Origin of the sequence: Bacillus cereus group sp. MG16 (assembly GCF_040459875.1) — a bacterium.
GTDB lineage: Bacteria > Bacillota > Bacilli > Bacillales > Bacillaceae_G > Bacillus_A > Bacillus_A paranthracis.
On sequence record NZ_JARVHE010000001.1, the window covers coordinates 3826129 to 3843827 of the forward strand.

Here is a 17699-nt window from a genome sequence, read left to right on the forward strand (position 1 = left end):
GACATCATTTTACAAAATCAACCGCTACTTTGTCATGTTTTTCTCAAAAAAGAAGAAAAGTTGACAAAAATAAAATAGGAAAGTGACATACACTCTCCTATTTTATTTCTCTATGCGTATGAATGTAAACCCGCGATAATTAAGTTTACTACAATAAAGTTAAACATAATAATTGCAAAACCAATTACCGCTAACCACGCTGACTTCTCTCCATGCCATCCTTTTGATAAACGTAAATGTAATACCGCAGCATAAAAGAGCCAAGTAATAAGCGCCCAAACCTCTTTCGGATCCCATCCCCAAAAACGTGTCCACGCTATTTGAGCCCAAATCATGGCGAAAATTAATGCACCTAATGTGAAAACTGGGAATCCAATTGCAATAGAACGATATCCTATTTCATCTAACAAATCGCTATTCGTATTTTTCACTAACGGCTGAAGTGCCGCTGATACTCGTTTACGTAAAATTAGCCTTAATACAATATAGAGTAACGTTCCGACTAACACTGACCAAATAACAGTATTTAATTTTTTCGCATTTACAATCGCCGGAACTTCAACTGTCGGCTCTAATTTATTTTCTGTCAGTAACTTCCCTTCATGCGGCCCCACTAAAGCCGGAAGATTGTATTTCATTTCCACTTGTTGTTCATTTTTATCAATCCATTGAAACTTTGCTTCATATTTCATACTAGAATATACCGTTGTTACTCCAATAAACCCAACTGTACAAACAAGTGTGAATACTACCGTCTCTAGCCAAAATGTACGTTTACTTTTCACTGATTGATCTACATTTTTCAATAAATACATAACGCCCGTAATAAAACTAATTGCTAAAATTGCTTGTCCTGCAGCCGCAGTCGTCACGTGAATATGTAACCAATTACTTTTTAAAGATGGAATAAGCGGTGATATTTCCCTCGGAAACATACTTGCATAAGCAATTAATAAAAGCGCAACTGGTAATGCAAATAGTCCGATTATACTTACGCGGTACATAAAGTACATGACAATAAATGCTCCGACAAGCATCATGCCGAAAAACGTACCAAATTCAAAAAAGTTACTAACTGGCGCATGACCTGATGCAATCCACCTTGTTACAAAATAAACTGTTTGTGCAATAAACCCTAAAATTGTAATCGTTATTCCTACATTTGCCCATTTATGACCCTTTTCTTTAATTGCTCCCCCAAAAAATAGAGTGGCAATTAAATATAAAATAAATGCGGTAAAGAGAAAGTTACTACTTATTTGCACCATATCGTTTCCCCACCTTAACTAATTTTTTTATCGACTACTTTATCATTTGGTTGCGGAATTGCTGTACCTTCTAGTACTCTTTCAATATCTTTCTTTAAACCGAACCAGTTTTTATTCGTATGTCCTGCAATCCACCATTCATCATTAACACGTTGTATCCAAATACGGCGATGATTCCAATACATTCCTTGAATGACACCAACCATAAATATAAACCCTCCAATACCGAGAATCCAAAGCGTTAAATCTTTTCTTACAGTAAGTGCTGTTGCATTTTGCATTTCCACACCTGCAAAGGACATTTTATATTTGTTATTCCCATCAGGTTCTATATTTTGCTGAATACCAACAAAACTCACTTCACCATCTGGTGTTTCAGGTGTAAACATTTTAAATACAAATGCAGGGTTGTTTGGTAATTTTGTTTTTGTATTTGGTCTTCCATTCTCATCAAAATAAAAATCAGGGAAATAGCTTAATAGTTCTAAAGAATAACCATTTCCTAAATCATATTTTTCTGCAGGGTTTGTTAAATCAACTTTAATCGGTCCCCACTTTTGATTATTTTCTTTATTTTGCAAACGGAAGGACATACTTTTAAATTCATTTTCTCTATAACTCAATTGATAAACAGCAAATTGATCAAATTTCAGCGGTTCATTTACTCGAATTTCAACTTCTTTTACTTTTTCCAATTTTGGTTTTTGTCCAGCTATCTTTTCACCTACCGCTTTATATAATACGGCATTCGTTTGGAAGTTTTTCGCAATCATTTTATCACCTACACGGTCAATTGCTTCATCAAAAACCTCCTTGTCCTTACTTTTATCATAAACTTCCTTTATAAACTTCTCACTTTTTAAATAATATTGGCCATCCGTCCCTGGTATTTCTTTCGTTTCACCATCACGTAACCAAAGCGTTTCATCTACATACATACTCGGTAAAAAACGAAGCATCGCACCGAATAAAAAGATAATAAGACCGATATGATTTACATATGGACCCCAACGCGAGAAACGCCCCTTTTCTGCTAAAACGTTTCCGTCTTCCACTTTCACATTATAGTTCGTTTTCTTTAAGTTCTTTTGAACTTTTTCAAAATCTCCCTCTTGCGGTGTACCGGTGCCATATAATCTTTGTCTCTTTAAAAAGCTAGGGTGTCTTTTTACCCCTTGCTTCTTTAAAGCTTTATAAAGTGGAATGACACGGTCTAAGCTACATATCACAAGAGAAATACCAATTGAAGCAATTAACATCATATACCACCATGAACCGTATAAATTATTAAAGCCTAATTGATAGTATAATTGCCCTAAAAATCCGTATTCTTGCTTATAATATTCAGCTGGTGCAATTCCTGGAGTTATGTACATTTCTTGCGGAAAAATAGTCCCTATCGCCGATGCAGCTAAAGTGATTACAATGAGCCATACACCTACTTTTACAGAAGAGAAAAAGCTCCAAATTTTATCAATAATCGTTTTTGTTTGCGTGAGAGATCTCCGAGCACTCCCCTCATAGCGCATATCCAATAGTTTTATATTTTCATTGCTTTCAAATGGTTTCCCACAAGCTTCACAAAAAACAGTTCCTATCGGATTCACATGTCCACATTCACATTTAATTTCTTTCAACACTCTCACCGCCCCTGTATCTATATGTACTATTGTATATTCTAACCTCAAGTTACCGCAATACTCAGAATTTTTAAACCGAAGGCACTATAGGTAAGCGCCTTGTATGTAAAGGTTTTCTTTATTACGGAGTGATTTTCTTTAAATACTCCTCCAATTGTTCCTTCGTTTGTTCACCTTTAATCTCTTGAATCACCTTACCATCTTTATCAATCAAGAAGCTTGTTGGTAATGGTATTACTCCATACGTTTTTATAATTTCTCCACCTTTATCGATTGCAACGGGAAACTTAAGATCGTATTGTTTCACAAAATTCTTAACAGCAATATCCGTTTCATCTGCATCTAACGCAATGATTTCAACGCCTTTTTCTTTATACTTTGGATATAGTTCATTCATATAAGGCATTTCTTTCTCACAAGGTTTACACCACGTACCCCAAAAGTTTAAAAATACACCTTTTCCCTTAAAATCTTTTAGCTCAATTTTCTTTCCTTCTAAATCTGTCACAACAAAGTTAGGTGCTTCTTTTCCAATTTCCATTTTCTCTTCTTTAGAGAAATATCCTTGATAAAGTGTAAATCCTACAGCACCGCTTAAAATGAGCAGAATAATAACGCGAAATAATAAGCGATTTTTTTTCATATTGTTTCCCCTCTCTTCGACGAGTGATGAATATATGTATTTTTAATAAATCACCAGCGGAGCATTCCACTGGTGAAAGTTTCACAATATCGATTAGCGAGGCTTTGTAGAAGCCAATGCACGTAATTGTTTCACCTCATGCGGTGTCAATTCTCTTGCATCACCAGGTCGCAAGCTACCCACTTCTAAAAAGGCGTAGCGTTCACGCTTTAGTTTCACTACTTTACAGTCTAAAGCTTCAAACATACGACGTACTTGACGGTTACGACCTTCATGAATTGTTAATTGTACAATCGCCATTTCTTTACGCTTGTCCCAAGAAATGATTTTCACACGCGCTGGTGCTGTTTTTCCGTCTTCTAACATAACACCGCGTTCTAACATGCGAATTTTCTCACCTGTTAGAGGACCTTTTATTTTTGCAACATATGTTTTTTCAACTTTATATCTAGGGTGCATTAATACATTTGCGAAGTCCCCATCGTTTGTCATTAATAATACGCCAGACGTATCATAATCTAAGCGTCCGATTGGGAATAAACGTTGTGTAATTTCCGGGAAAAAGTCTGTTACAACACTTCTTCCTTTATCATCTGATACACTTGAAATTACGCCAGTTGGTTTATATAGTAAAAAATAAACAGGTTCTTCTTTTTCAAGAGGGATGTTATTTACTTCTACTTTATCTTGAGGAGTTACTTTCGTTCCTAACTCCTTCACTATTTTCCCGTTAACTTTCACTTTTCCTTGCTGAATTAATTCCTCAGCCTTTCTTCTCGATGCAATACCTGCTTGCGCAATCACTTTTTGTAATCGTTCCATTTCTTTTTTTCACCTCGAATTTATCTTACCTTACATTAGAAAGACTTGGCAACCGCATACGCTTAACGGCTTTTCGCTTCCTCTTACTTAAACAACATAGCGATGATAATAAACATATAAAGGTCAAATCATGGTTTTACCTTTTATTATTGTCCATATTTTTCATATTGCTCACAATAAAAGTTCATTATTTTGTCAAAAATACCGCATAAAAAAACCACTATTAAGCAACACCTTAATAGTGGTCGTATACGTATTATAAGCGAAATAGCATAAAAAATGAATAGTATTACTTAAACATTAAAGAAACAAACACAATCGAACAAATAATTCCGATTAAATCAGCAAAAAGTCCTACTTTTAATGCATCTCCCATTTTTCTAATTCCAACAGCTCCGAAGTATACTGTTAAAATATAAAAAGTCGTATCTGTACTCCCTTGCATTGTAGAAGCCAATCGTCCAATGAACGAGTCTGGTCCATATGTGGCAATTAAATCGGTCGTAATACTTAAACCAGCAGAGCCCGAAATAGGGCGTATAAGTGCTAGTGGAACAATTTCTGCTGGGACATGAATTAAATCTAACATCGGCTTCATTACTGATATCATTGCATCTAATGCACCTGAAGCTCGAAATATAGAAATAGATACGAGCATTCCAACCATAAACGGTAAAATAGAGATTGCAATTTGAATCCCTTCTTTCCCCCCCTCAACGAACGATTCATACGTCGGCACTTTCTTTATCGTTCCATATAAAAGGATAAAACCAATTACACAAGGGATTACCCATAATGATATCGTATTAACAATACTCATTTTTTCCGCCCCTTCCTACTCCTTCTTCGGTAAAAATAGCGATCAATCCAAATCGCTCCGATCATAGAGAGTACTTGTGCAATGAATGTTACCCCAACAATTTCAGTTGGATTCGCTGATTCATACGTCATTCGAATTGAGATGACAGTAGTAGGAATTAAAGTAATCGCTGATGTATTTAACGCAAGAAACGTCACCATAGAACGGCTCGCCGAATCCTTTCCCCCATTTAACTCTTTCAATTGTTCCATCGCTTTTATACCAAGAGGGGTCGCAGCATTACCTAACCCAAAAAAGTTAGCCATCATATTCGATAAAATAAATCCCATTGACGGATGGTCCTTTGGTATTTCTGGAAACAATCTTTTTACTATCGGCATAAAAAGTGACACTAACTTTTTTAACAATCCTGCTTCCTCTGCAACTTTCATTAAACCGAGCCAAAATACTAAAACACTAATGAGTCCTATACAAATTGTTACTGCGTCTTTTGCTCCATCAAATACTGCTTTATTGATTGCTTCCATCGTTCCATTTATCATGGCATATACAATCCCTATGACTGCCATCGCTACCCATACGAGATTAACCATCGCTTCCAACACCTATCATATGAGAAAAAATTTCTTTCACATTATTCCAATACACTCCCGTTGTAGCTACTAACTTTCGTTTACTATAAAATAAATTTCGTTCTCCAACTTTCTCATTGCCAACATAAATTTCTGTCTTTCCAACCTTTACTCCATCCTTAAGTTTCGCACTTTTATCAAGTTCAACTTTTAATACGACATTCTTTCTTTCCTGCTCAGTTAAAGGTACCGCAAAACTATTTTTCGTATAAACATGATTGGCATATTTCTTTTCAGTTATTTCAGCAAGAGCTCCTTGTCCTACCACGTTTGTTTGTTTGAAACGTTCAAAACCTTTATCAAATAAATTCATATGATCATCCCAATCGCTAGAAGCGCTCAAAGTTACGACAATTAAATCTAGTCCATCTTTTGATGCTGTTGTAACAAGCGTCCGGCCTGCTTTCTTCGTAAAACCCGTTTTTCCTCCTGTTGCAAATTCATAATAAGACGTCACAAGTTTATGTTTGTTTTTCCACGGATAATCCCACGAATCTGATTTATACGTTTTTGTCCCAAAAATCTTCTTAAAGGTTTCGTTCCCCATTGCATACCTTGTTAAAAGTGCCATATCATAGGCCGACGAATAATGGGAGCCATCTCCATCCAAACCATGTGGGTTTGAAAAGTGAGTATCTTTCATTCCAATTTGTTTCGCCTTTTCATTCATTAAATATACAAACCCTTCTATACTCCCTCCTACATTTTCAGCAATTACTTGTGCTGCATCATTACCAGATCTAAGCATGAGTCCATATACTAAATCCTCTAATTTTACTTTCTGTCCAGGCTTTAAATAAATTGCTGAGCCTTCTACTCTCACTGCTTCATTACTAACCGAGACCATTTCTTTCATTTTCCCTGACTCAGCAGCTAACAAGGCAGTCATAATTTTTGTTATACTAGCAATCTTCTGCGGCTCATGTTCTGCTTTTCCGTATAATACGCGACCTGACTGTTGCTCCATTAATACAGCATTTCGAGCACTAACATTGCTGGTCATCTTTGCATATGTAGGAATTGGTATAACGCTTGCGTACATAATAAGAAGCGTAATGATTACACAAATTCGTCTCATATTTCCCCCCACGTCCTTTTGGCACTTTTTGTACAAGTGTATGCTTGGCCTTTTAAAATATGAACGAAATCTCCCTCTCCTTCCAATAAAAAAGACGCAGAGAACCTGCGTCTAATAAGGTGTCCATTCTATTTGTTTTGCACTTTCAAATCTTTTTTCTACATCCGGCCAATTTACAACATTCCACCAATTTTTAATATATTCATCTTTTCGATTTTGGTATTGTAAATAATACGCATGTTCCCACACGTCTAGTACAAGGAGCGGTATCGTATCCCATTGTGTAAATAATTGATGAAGTGTACTCTGTAAAATTTCTAATCTTCCCGATCGCGGAACCCAAACGAGAATTGCCCATCCTGAACCTTCCACTTTAGAGGCTGCTTCTGTAAAATGTTTTTGAAAACGCAAGAAACTTCCAAAATCTTGTTCAATCCGGTGTGAAAGAGCCCCTCTTGGACTTCCGCCGCCACCTTTTTTCATGTTATTCCAAAATATTGTGTGCAAGTAATGACCTGATCCATGAAAAGCAGCTTCTCTTTCCCAATGCTTAATTAAATCAAATTGATTTGTTTTTCTCGCTTCTTCCATCATCTTCTCTGCCTTATTTAATCCTTCCACGTAACTACGATGATGTTTATCATGGTGTAACATCATAATTTCTCTAGAAATATACGGTTCTAACGCATTATATGGATAAGGTAGTGGTGGGAGTATATGCCCTCCAATTGGAACAGCTCGTTCACTATCCCCTCTTTCACATAGTTCATATTCCTCTTCTCCCTGCACGAATACTTCCTGCAAATGATGCTGAATATGTTCTACATCATCACTTATTTCATACATAAACTCTGCATCTGTATCATACTCATGCTCTTTCATACGGTCTAATAACGTTTGAATTTTATAAGCAAGCATATGGACATCATACACTTCCATTGCACGGCTATCTAATACGTGAAGAACACTTTCACACCAGCTTTCTACTTCATGAAAGTAATCTGTGAATACACCTTGCTGACTCATGTTACACCTCCTTAATGCTATCCCCTTAAATATATTCAAAGGAAATCCCTTATATAACTGTACAAAAGGAAAAGAAGCTAAGTACCCTTAGCTTCTTTTTCACAATTAATATTTGTGTAACATCTTTGTTTGGTAATCCGTCTCATAATATTCTAGTTCTTCACGCATCAATTGAAATTTACCTTCTAAATTCTTCATTACTTGCTCTATAGATGCAGGTGGCGTTTGTTGAAAAACGATGGAGTTTTTCCCTGTATAAGCAGACCGACTATTTTCATACCAATGATCACTCTTTGGTGAAAAAAACTCTGCAATTACTTGATGATAAATTTTATATAAAATCTTTTCAGCTGCTGTCTTTCGAAATGGCTGGCTATTTAACAAAACAAAACACGCATCATGCCCTTCTTCACAAAAAACGAGAAGACGTCTTATTGACGCTAATAACCCTTTATAATATTGTTCGTTTCCTGCCGGTGTCTCTTCTAATAAAGAAGGCAACGTATGATAATTTACATAATTGGTTATCAAATGAATAACATCTTCTAAAAACATAGAAACTTGTTCTGTTTGATTTTCCACCATTAGATTAGACATTTTTCCCTCTCCTTTGCCAGTTCACTCTATTTCTACTCTTTTATTTTTATGTAATTCAGCCAATATTTCTTGTACTTTCACAACTATTTCCTCATCAAAATATTGTTGGAATTCTTCTATATTATTTAAATACAAACGTTTTTGCATGCGAAGCTCATTCTCTTTCAGTAAACAACAGATCGCTACAATATCCCGCAAATATATGTCTTGATTTTCTACTTTACATACCGGATTTCCTTCAAAAGGAGTAATTTCTTGTACAACTTCTTCAAAATATCGAACATATAAAACAGAAAAGGTTCTTTCTTTATCATTTAATATATATGTCACTTCAGATCTATTAAAAAAATCTTCTGACGTATTAGGTTTTGCTTTCTCTAGCTCATATCCCGCATAACCTATTATAATCATCTACTTCCCCTCTCTTCCTTCTTTCAATTCATTTTAACTTAATTTTCTGACAAACGAAATACTCTTTTAAATATAACCCTTATAAAAAATAGCTTCCTTATACAGGAATTTACCTTTTTATTTTTCTTGAAGTTTGTCATAATAATATTATTGTCTCAGTTTTCTTATACAAGGAGAGTTGTATTTATGTCGTTTTCATGGAAACGTTTCTTACAAATCGGGAAAATTATCTTCCCATTTGTTGTATTAACCATTGTATTCTTTCAAGCAAAAAAAGAATTAGCAGGCATTTCTTTTTTAGAAGCAATCAATACAATTAAAAACATTCCAACCGGAGGAGTCTTTTTAGCCATTACACTTGGTGCATTTGCCGTATCAACAATGTTCTTTTACGACTATGTTATGCTTCGTTATTTAAAAGCTGATATACCTGTCCAAAAGATTTTTCGTATCTCATGGATTGCTAATACCTTAAATGGATTTATTGGATTTGGTGGTCTCGTTGGAGCGGGTGTACGTACGATGCTTTATCGTCCATACATAAAAGAAAATGGCAAGCTGATTAAAAATATCGCCTGGATGACAACTGCTTTTATTAACGGACTCGCTATTCTTTCATTCCTCGGCCTTATTGGAATATTAGACACAAGTTTTATTTTGCATGAAAAACCGTGGCTATGGCCTGTTTTGATCTTCTTCGCCCTTTTCGTCCCTATATACATTGGCTTTTCTAAACTAAAAAATAGAAAACCAAAGCAAACCGAAGGACAAGATGAACGAGAAGAAGAGAAAAATCCAACTGTTTTATACTCATTAGTTTCATTAGTTGAGTGGGTATCTGCTGGTATTGTTATGTACGTCATACTAATATTATTTGGCATTGATATCGAATTTCAAAAGTTTTTAGGTGTGTATGTAATTGCTGCTTTAGCTGGTGTTGTTAGTCTTGTACCTGGTGGACTTGGTTCATTTGACCTTGTCTTTTTAACTGGGCTCGGACAATATGGCATTGATACAGGCGTATTACTACCTGCTATGTTATTATATCGCCTCGTCTATTACATTTTACCATTCTGCCTTGGTCTTATTTTTGCAGCTTTTGAAATGACAGGCGTGGCCATTAAAAAGTTTGAAGACAAACCTTTTATTGCGCCTGCATTAGAAACAACTGGTGTTATATGGACTTTGCAGCGTGATTTTCTAGGAAAACTAGGTTCGTGGGCCTCTGCTGCTTTAACAGTATTTGCTGGATTAATGGTTATTTTATCGACCATTCTACCGACAAGTATAAACAGAGCACACGCCTTACATATTCTAGCTCCAAAACATCTTATTCAATTTTCTTTTAGCTTATCACTAACATTCGGTATTCTCCTCCTGATCCTTTCACGAGGCATATATTATGGAACAAAACGTTCTTACTATATGACGATTATTTCTTTAATCGGAGCAGCTATCTTTAATACGCTAAAAGGGATTGATATTGAAGAAACGTTTATTTTATTAATTGTACTCGCTGTATTATATATGCTTCGTAAAAGATTTATACGCGAGAAAATGGAAGTCTCACTTTCTGATATCGTAAAAGTTTTTATATTCTTACTTATAACTTTATATTTATATAAAAACTTAGGTATTTTATTTGCAGGTGCAAAAGAAGCTTTTAAACCTGATTTTGTCGTTCGTAATATTACGCAAGTAAAACGAAGTGCATTAGCAGCTGCCTTTTTCGTTCCTACATTTTTACTGATTGGCTCACTCATTGCTAATCGTTATCGAAATGAATTTCCCGGGCAACCAGCTAATGATAAAAGATTACAAAACTTTTTAGATGAACATGGTGGAAATGTACTTAGTCATTTAGGTTTTTTAGGCGATAAACAATTCTTCTTTAGTAGTGATGGGAAAGCGCTCCTTCTCTTCTCTATAACTGGAAAACGTCTTGTTGTGCTAGGTGATCCAATTGGAGATCCTTCCTCCTACCGTACTGTGTTACAAGAGTTTTTAGCTGAAGCTGACCGATTTGGATACATTTGTGTATTCTACCAAATCGAAAGTAAATGGATGAGTTTATATCATGATTTTGGTTACAACTTCTTTAAGCTTGGTGAAGAAGCTGTCGTTGATTTGAATACATTTACAATAACAGGAAAAAAACGCGCCGGTATGCGAGCGACTTTCAACCGTTTTGAACGAGAAGGCTATATATTCTCTATTCACCAGCCGCCGTTCTCAGATGAACTATTTGAAGAATTAAAAAAAGTTTCAGATGCATGGCTCGGTGGAAAAAAAGAGAAAAGTTTCTCACTCGGATACTTTGATCGTGAATATATTAGCCGTGCTCCTATCGCTACATTATCTGATGCAGATGGAAAAATCATTGCATTCACGACATTTATGCCCGTATATCAAGACGGATCATTGTCTGTTGATTTAATGCGCTATTATCCAGATGCGCCTAGCGGCATTATGGATGCAATTTTCATCCACCTATTCCAGTGGGCAAAAGAAAATGAATACCACTCCTTTAATATTGGTATGGCACCACTTTCAAATGTAGGTTTATCGACACAATCTTTCTGGTCTGAACGGGTTGCTGCTGCCATCTTTAATAATGTTCGTTACACATATAGTTTCAGCGGGTTACGACATTTTAAAGAAAAATATAAACCAACATGGAGCGGTAAATATTTAGCATTTAGAAAGAATCATTCTTTACCAATTACAATGCTCTCTGTAACAAAATTAATAGGAAAAAGAAAAAACAGCTAAATAGTTAGCTGTTTTTTCTTTTTTGAACTTGTACAATAAATTCTTTTTCATATTTCTTTCCATTTATATAGAAATCTCCCCATATTTTATACGTTCCTTCGGCAGGAAATGTAATGCGATATTGTAATTGCTCATCTGTATCAACAGGTATTGCATATAAAAAGTTTTCTCTCGTTTCATCCACGATATAGAGCGCCTCAATTTCTCCTCTCTCTGAATGTAATTTCAATTTCTCACCCTTTTTTGCTTGGAATTGAAATGTTAAAGTCACTGGCTCATTCGGATGCAATGCACCAAATAAAAGAGAAACTTCATATTCCCCTATTTTTTTTGTAAGTACATTATCAATTGGAAATTTTACTTTTTTCTTATTTTTCTCGTCTATTTCTTTCCCAAAATCTTTCTTCGCAAATGAGTTCACAGACTTGTTTTTGTCTTCATATAAAAATATTGTATATCCTTCATCTTTCGCTATTTTGGAAGATACCTTATATGATCCACTCCCTGCAAATGTAGGTTTCATTTGTTGTACATGTTTTAACTTTCCGTCTACAATAACTGCCCGAATTTGATCATTCACACCACGAACTTCGTTATTTTTATTATTTAATAATTGAAACGAAATATCTACTTTCTCATTTCCTTTTCCATTTGACACATCCCATTTCACTTCCTGAACATCACCTACAGTCTCTGTAGTTTCCTGATACTTTTTTATGTAAAATCCACCTACTACAACAAATAGCAAAACAACGAGTCCAATGACAAGATTTTTCAAAACATCACCTACCATTTTTATAGTCTCTGTTCATACAAAACTTCTTACATATATATTCTAGATTATAATTTATGAAATCCTTCTGTTTTACACATATTACAAAGGATAAAAAAGATTTTAATTGAAAGGATTCATAGTGTATAATGCAAATGATATTGATTTCTATCAATACATTATAAGGAGGACTTTTCATGAGTGTACATATTGAAGCAAAACAAGGCGAAATTGCTGAATCTATTCTATTACCTGGTGATCCATTACGTGCAAAATATATTGCTGAAACATTTCTAGAGGACGTTACTTGCTATAATAACGTTCGTGGAATGTTAGGATTCACTGGAACTTATAAAGGAAAACGTGTATCTGTTCAAGGTACAGGTATGGGTGTTCCTTCTATTTCTATTTATGTTAACGAGTTAATCCAAAGCTACGGAGTTAAAAATTTAATTCGTGTTGGAACTTGCGGTGCTATTCAAAAAGACGTAAAAGTACGTGACGTTATTATTGCAATGACAGCTTGTACGGATTCTAATATGAACCGTTTAACATTCCCAGGATTTGATTTTGCACCAGCTGCAAACTTCGACCTTCTAAAGAAAGCTTACGATGCTGGAACTGAAAAAGGCCTACACGTTCGTGTTGGTAACGTTTTAACAGCAGATGTATTTTACCGTGAGAGCATGGACATGGTGAAAAAGCTTGGAGATTACGGTGTACTAGCAGTAGAAATGGAAACAACTGCGCTTTACACATTAGCAGCGAAATACGGTGTAAATGCATTATCTGTATTAACAGTAAGCGATCACATCTTCACTGGTGAAGAAACAACATCTGAAGAGCGTCAAACTACATTTAACGAAATGATTGAAATCGCTTTAGATGCAGCAATTCAACAATAATACATTAAAGAACTCGTCATACGTCTGTCGAGTTCTTTTTATGTGACTTTTTATTAAAAACTACTTTCAGAAGAGACAGCTTTTCTCCTCTACTTTTTTGTACCATTTGTTATAATAAAGAAATCATTTACAGTATTTCTCACAAGAGGTGACGCAGTGAAAAACAGAAGTATCGTCTTTAAACTATTTTTATTAACATCTACATTATTTACAATCATATTCCTCCTTTTTTTCCTAGGACAATCTCTATTTTTAGAGAAATTTTATATTAATAAAAAGATAAAAAACGTTCAAACTTCTTTCGAGAAGTTCGTAGATAATTATGAAAAAAGCGAAAAAGATCCTGAGGAAATTAGAAAACTAAAACAAGAATTTCATGATAAAACAAATGCTGATATGCAATTTTTAAATGCTGAGGGCATTATTAAAAGTGACAGCAATTACTACATTGATGTAATTAATCCTAAAAATAATGAAACATATTTTATTCCACTCAATAATCTTTTAACGCCTGAAGAATATAAGAAATTCGAAAACTTAGGATTGAAAAAGGATGGCATGATAAACGTCGTCGGTTTGTTACGAGGGAGAACAATAACACCACTAGAATTGACAACAAATTATAATAGATGGCAAAACGAACGTGTCACTTCAGATTTTCAATCCATTAATGGCAACTCTTCCAAAAATAGACTTACAAATCGCTCTAAAACTGTAACGCAAATTGAATTTACTGGTATTATCTCTAAATTACAGCTTCCATCAAGAGCCGAGGTTCGTCTTGCAAATGATATTGAAACATTACAAGCCGTACAATATTTTGCAGACATTATTAGAAATGGCACTGCTAACTCGCACCAATTAAACACTTATATAATAGATGGCGGAGAGAATATAAAGAATAGTATCTTTGTAAAACCTATTATGGAAGATGGGAACATTACAGAATACGCTTTTGCGATAGCATCTTTACAGCCTGTTAATGAAGCAATGCTCGTTTTAAAGGATTATTATGTCTATGCCTTAATCATCGTATTTCTCGTCATTATTTTATTATCCTTCTACTACTCAAAAATCATTGTGAAACCATTAATTAAAATGAATCGTGTTACAAAAAAAATGGCCAATTTTGATTTTAGCGAGAAATTACCTGTAACAGCAGATGATGAAATTGGCGGACTTTCCGGTAGTATTAATACGTTATCTGTAAACTTAAAAGACCGAATTGATCGATTAAATGTTGCCAATACAAAATTACAACAAGATATTGAACGTGAACGTCAATTAGAAAAAACGCGGAAAGAATTCATCTCTGGTGTATCACACGAATTAAAAACACCGCTCAGTGTAATTAGAAGTTTTGCAGAAGGAATTAAAGATGGCGTTAGTAAAGATACGACGTATTACACAGATGTTATTTTAGAAGAAACAGAAAACATGAACAGACTTATTGTTGAAATGTTAGAGTTAGCAAAATTAGAATCAGGTACGTACAAACTAGATATGACGACATTCTCAATCGGTGAATTAATTCAACAAGTCTATACAAAATTATTATTTAGCATGGAGGAAAAACATTTACAAGTGAATATAGATGTAGACCCTTCTATATTTGTGAAAGCGAATCGTAGTCGAATTGAACAAGTAGTTGTGAACTTACTTAGCAATGCAATTCGCTATACGCCAGATGGAGAAAACATACAAGTCTCCGTTATAGAAATGGAAGATACAGTAAAAGTTGAAATCGAAAACACAGGAAACCCTATTCCAGAAGAAAGTCTTGAAAAAATTTGGGATCGTTTCTACCGTTTAGATGCATCGCGTAGCCGTCATACTGGTGGTACTGGTCTTGGATTATCTATTGTTAAAAATATTTTAGACCTACACCATGCCGAGTACGGTGTATATAATACGACTAATAGTGTTGTATTCTACTTTAATTTACAAAAAGTAAAAGAAGTCAAATAATTTGTCTTAATTTCACTAGGAGTTCACATGAAATTCACACTCTCCCTTTATAGTAAGAAACAAGTTAATCCTTTCCTTTACACATATAAAAGAGGAGAGTGCGTGAAATGAAACAAGCAGGACAACCTATTCAAAACGAAAAACAATTAGAAACTATCAAAAATATACTTTTACAATCTTCGAAACGTGATGGCTTATTATTCGTATTAGCTGTAAATTCTGGCTTAAAAGTAAGTGAAATCTTACAATTAAAAGTTAGTGATGTAATCGATGAAAATGAAAATGTTCGCCATTCCATTTTATTTTACAATGAAAAAGTAAAGAAACATAAATGGTTCGCTGTAAATGAAGACTTACAGCACGCGATCGAAGACTACATGAAAGAACGTAAAACTTGGAAACGTAATGAACCATTGTTAAAGTCTCAAAAAGGAACAAAATCTATTACGAGACAACATGCGTGGTACATTTTAAACAAAGCTGCAAAAGAAGTTGGATTAGAAGGGATTAGCTCACATACACTTCGAAAAACTTGGGGATATTGCGCATACAAATCAGGTGTTGATATCGCATTTTTACAACACTTCTTTGATCATAGTACTCCATCAAAAACTTTAAAGTATATCGGTATTGCTTAATAACTCTTATACATAAAAAAGGTTACCATTTATAAATGGTAACCTTTTTTATGTTTCACATTCTCTTTTCTTGTCTCTCCTATATTGTAGTGGTACTCTAATAGTAAGGGGGAGAAATTATGAACACTTTAACAATTGAATTACCGAAAGAAACGGCTGAAAAACTTGATTTATTGAAACAAGCTTATGAAAAGAAAACAGGTGCTTCTATTTCTGAGAGTACTCTTGTTCAAACACTTATCTCAAAAGAATTTATCCAAGCGATAACTCCTTTTGATTTACAACAATTCATCACTAGCAAAGAACAGCATTAATTGCTGTTCTTTTTTTATACTTTATCCCGCATTAACGGGCAGTAAGACCCCCACCTCAAAATTCAGCGGAAGTAAAGAAGTTAGATGGAGGTCGGGCTGCCCGTAAAAGCCCGATTGGTGAGGAATGATAATCAGTGGGGGATGAACAAAACCTCCCTGATTAAAGTTTCACTTTATCAGGGATTTGCAGGAAATCTACCTCGAAACAATTCTTTACGCTAGCCAAACTCCTATTAGGGATCTCCCTATCGTTACTATCCCATAAAAAATTTTTTATTTATTTTCAGGAAAACCATTGACAATGATAATGATAACCATTATCATTTATTACGAAGCCAACAATTGATGAATCAACCAAACGCTCAGTAACATTGTTACCCCTCTTTTTCATATAGAAAGGCACTGTACATTCCCCCTGTTTGTACAGTGCCTTTCTTGTTTATTATCACTCAAACAAATTTAATTGCTCAGGCTTTGGCTCACCATATGTAATGTTCATCATTTTCATAAGCTGTTTCGCATTATCAGCTGCATCTCCGCCTGAATTATTGTTAAATAATACGTATATGTCCTTTGTCTTCTTTTTTAATTGTTCTAGTCTTTCTACCCATTCTTCTAATTCTTTATTGTTGTAGCGATATAAGCAACGAACCGCTCTCCAATTTTCCCCTTTATCAAGCCAGCCATGAACATTTCGTCCATGAAAACGTATTAACACCATCTCTGCATTCGTTACTTCTAATACGAGTGGTACTGAACCCATCCCTGCCTGTGGCTCATCACAAATTGTATGAATCCATTTTTCTTGCTCTAGAAACTGTAACGTCTTATCTCTCATTTCTGGATAAAACCATGTTTGATTTCGAAATTCTATTGCACACGGCAAACCTTCCATTTTTTCTTTCGTATATCGAAGAAAATCTACATTTTTCTTTTTACAATCAAACCATGGTGGATATTGAAATAAAATCGTTTTTAATTTACCAGCTTCAATTAAAGGAAGAATAGATTGTTTATATACATCAAACATCTCATCGAACGTAGAAAAAGGAACTTCACCTTTCATATGTCCTGTCATTCCTTGATATGCTTTGACGATAAAAGAAAAATCTTTCGGTGTTTCCATTGCCCATTTTGTATAGTTTCGTGCAGGTTGCATCGCATAAAATGAACTATCCACTTCTACTATAGGGAAATACTCACTATATGTTCGTAATTTATTTCTATTTTCATAGGGGTCTATATATAAAGAATCATGATCTCCCCACCCTGTTACTCCAATGAAAAGCAAATATATTCCTCCCTTTTTAACTTCACCTACTATCCATTCTACTCACTTCCTGAACACTTCGACCAATCAATTTCATTAAGTAGTCCCTTCTTTAAGAGTATC

At 34.7% G+C, this 17699-nt stretch carries 17 protein-coding genes; 5 read left to right on the top strand and 12 right to left on the bottom strand.

From position 1 onward, the window contains the following. Positions 1-110 precede the first annotated feature (110 nt). From resC to QCI73_RS19855, 10 genes are all read right to left on the bottom strand, one after another. Positions 111-1268: a cytochrome c biogenesis protein ResC gene (gene resC / locus QCI73_RS19810; RefSeq protein ID WP_000250096.1), complete on the bottom strand. Its 1158-nt coding sequence runs from the start codon at positions 1266-1268 to the stop codon at positions 111-113. A 14-nt stretch (positions 1269-1282) separates the two neighbouring features. Then, positions 1283-2908 carry a cytochrome c biogenesis protein ResB gene (gene resB, locus QCI73_RS19815; protein WP_000910531.1) on the bottom strand — a complete coding sequence of 542 codons (1626 nt, stop codon included), beginning with the start codon at positions 2906-2908 and terminating at the stop codon, positions 1283-1285. A gap of 121 nt (positions 2909-3029) precedes the next feature. After that, a complete protein-coding gene (gene resA, locus QCI73_RS19820; RefSeq protein ID WP_000742210.1) occupies positions 3030-3551 on the bottom strand; it encodes a thiol-disulfide oxidoreductase ResA in 522 nt (173 codons plus the stop codon). Positions 3552-3644: 93 nt separating this feature from the next. Next, positions 3645-4373, bottom strand: a complete 729-nt coding sequence (gene rluB / locus QCI73_RS19825; RefSeq protein WP_000440555.1) for a 23S rRNA pseudouridine(2605) synthase RluB — start codon at positions 4371-4373, stop codon at positions 3645-3647. Positions 4374-4662: 289 nt separating this feature from the next. Continuing rightward, positions 4663-5193 carry a spore maturation protein SpmB gene (gene spmB / locus QCI73_RS19830; RefSeq protein ID WP_000029511.1) on the bottom strand — a complete coding sequence of 177 codons (531 nt, stop codon included), beginning with the start codon at positions 5191-5193 and terminating at the stop codon, positions 4663-4665. Next, complete coding sequence (gene spmA, locus QCI73_RS19835; RefSeq protein ID WP_000247807.1) at positions 5190-5786, bottom strand: spore maturation protein SpmA; 597 nt, start codon at positions 5784-5786, stop codon at positions 5190-5192. Before spmA ends, spmB begins: the two co-directional genes overlap by 4 nt. Beyond that, positions 5779-6903, bottom strand: a complete 1125-nt coding sequence (gene dacB, locus QCI73_RS19840; protein ID WP_001252623.1) for a D-alanyl-D-alanine carboxypeptidase DacB — start codon at positions 6901-6903, stop codon at positions 5779-5781. The genes spmA and dacB overlap by 8 nt, the downstream gene beginning before the upstream one ends. A 111-nt stretch (positions 6904-7014) precedes the next feature. After that, positions 7015-7929, bottom strand: a complete 915-nt coding sequence (locus QCI73_RS19845) for a superoxide dismutase (protein WP_000082666.1) — start codon at positions 7927-7929, stop codon at positions 7015-7017. Positions 7930-8034: 105 nt separating this feature from the next. Continuing rightward, positions 8035-8526 carry a YpuI family protein gene (locus QCI73_RS19850; RefSeq protein WP_000067566.1) on the bottom strand — a complete coding sequence of 164 codons (492 nt, stop codon included), beginning with the start codon at positions 8524-8526 and terminating at the stop codon, positions 8035-8037. Positions 8527-8547: 21 nt separating this feature from the next. Further along, complete coding sequence (locus tag QCI73_RS19855; RefSeq protein WP_000583786.1) at positions 8548-8937, bottom strand: hypothetical protein; 390 nt, start codon at positions 8935-8937, stop codon at positions 8548-8550. A 186-nt stretch (positions 8938-9123) separates the two neighbouring features. Here QCI73_RS19855 and mprF point away from each other — a divergent pair, with 186 nt between their 5' ends. Continuing rightward, positions 9124-11709 (top strand): bifunctional lysylphosphatidylglycerol flippase/synthetase MprF, encoded by a 2586-nt coding sequence (mprF, locus tag QCI73_RS19860; protein WP_353823600.1) that lies wholly within the window; start codon positions 9124-9126, stop codon positions 11707-11709. Between the two features lie 4 nt (positions 11710-11713). Here the strand turns inward: mprF and QCI73_RS19865 are convergent, their stop codons facing one another. Further along, positions 11714-12502 carry a hypothetical protein gene (locus QCI73_RS19865; RefSeq protein WP_353823601.1) on the bottom strand — a complete coding sequence of 263 codons (789 nt, stop codon included), beginning with the start codon at positions 12500-12502 and terminating at the stop codon, positions 11714-11716. A 176-nt stretch (positions 12503-12678) separates the two neighbouring features. On the opposite strand from QCI73_RS19865, the gene deoD reads away from it, so the two are divergent. From deoD to QCI73_RS19885, 4 genes are all read left to right on the top strand, one after another. Next, on the top strand, positions 12679-13386 hold the full coding sequence (gene deoD / locus QCI73_RS19870; RefSeq protein WP_000110707.1) for a purine-nucleoside phosphorylase: 708 nt from the start codon (positions 12679-12681) through the stop codon (positions 13384-13386). A 156-nt stretch (positions 13387-13542) separates the two neighbouring features. Further along, positions 13543-15354: a sensor histidine kinase gene (locus tag QCI73_RS19875; protein ID WP_262725975.1), complete on the top strand. Its 1812-nt coding sequence runs from the start codon at positions 13543-13545 to the stop codon at positions 15352-15354. 107 nt (positions 15355-15461) lie between these two features. Continuing rightward, a complete protein-coding gene (locus QCI73_RS19880) occupies positions 15462-15992 on the top strand; it encodes a tyrosine-type recombinase/integrase (RefSeq protein ID WP_000806236.1) in 531 nt (176 codons plus the stop codon). A gap of 119 nt (positions 15993-16111) precedes the next feature. Beyond that, entirely contained in the window at positions 16112-16306 is a 195-nt protein-coding gene (locus tag QCI73_RS19885; RefSeq protein ID WP_001094859.1) for a DUF3924 family protein, read from the top strand. A gap of 445 nt (positions 16307-16751) precedes the next feature. Here the strand turns inward: QCI73_RS19885 and QCI73_RS19890 are convergent, their stop codons facing one another. Next, a complete protein-coding gene (locus QCI73_RS19890) occupies positions 16752-17597 on the bottom strand; it encodes a DUF72 domain-containing protein (RefSeq protein ID WP_000897342.1) in 846 nt (281 codons plus the stop codon). Between the last annotated feature and the right edge of the window lie 102 nt (positions 17598-17699).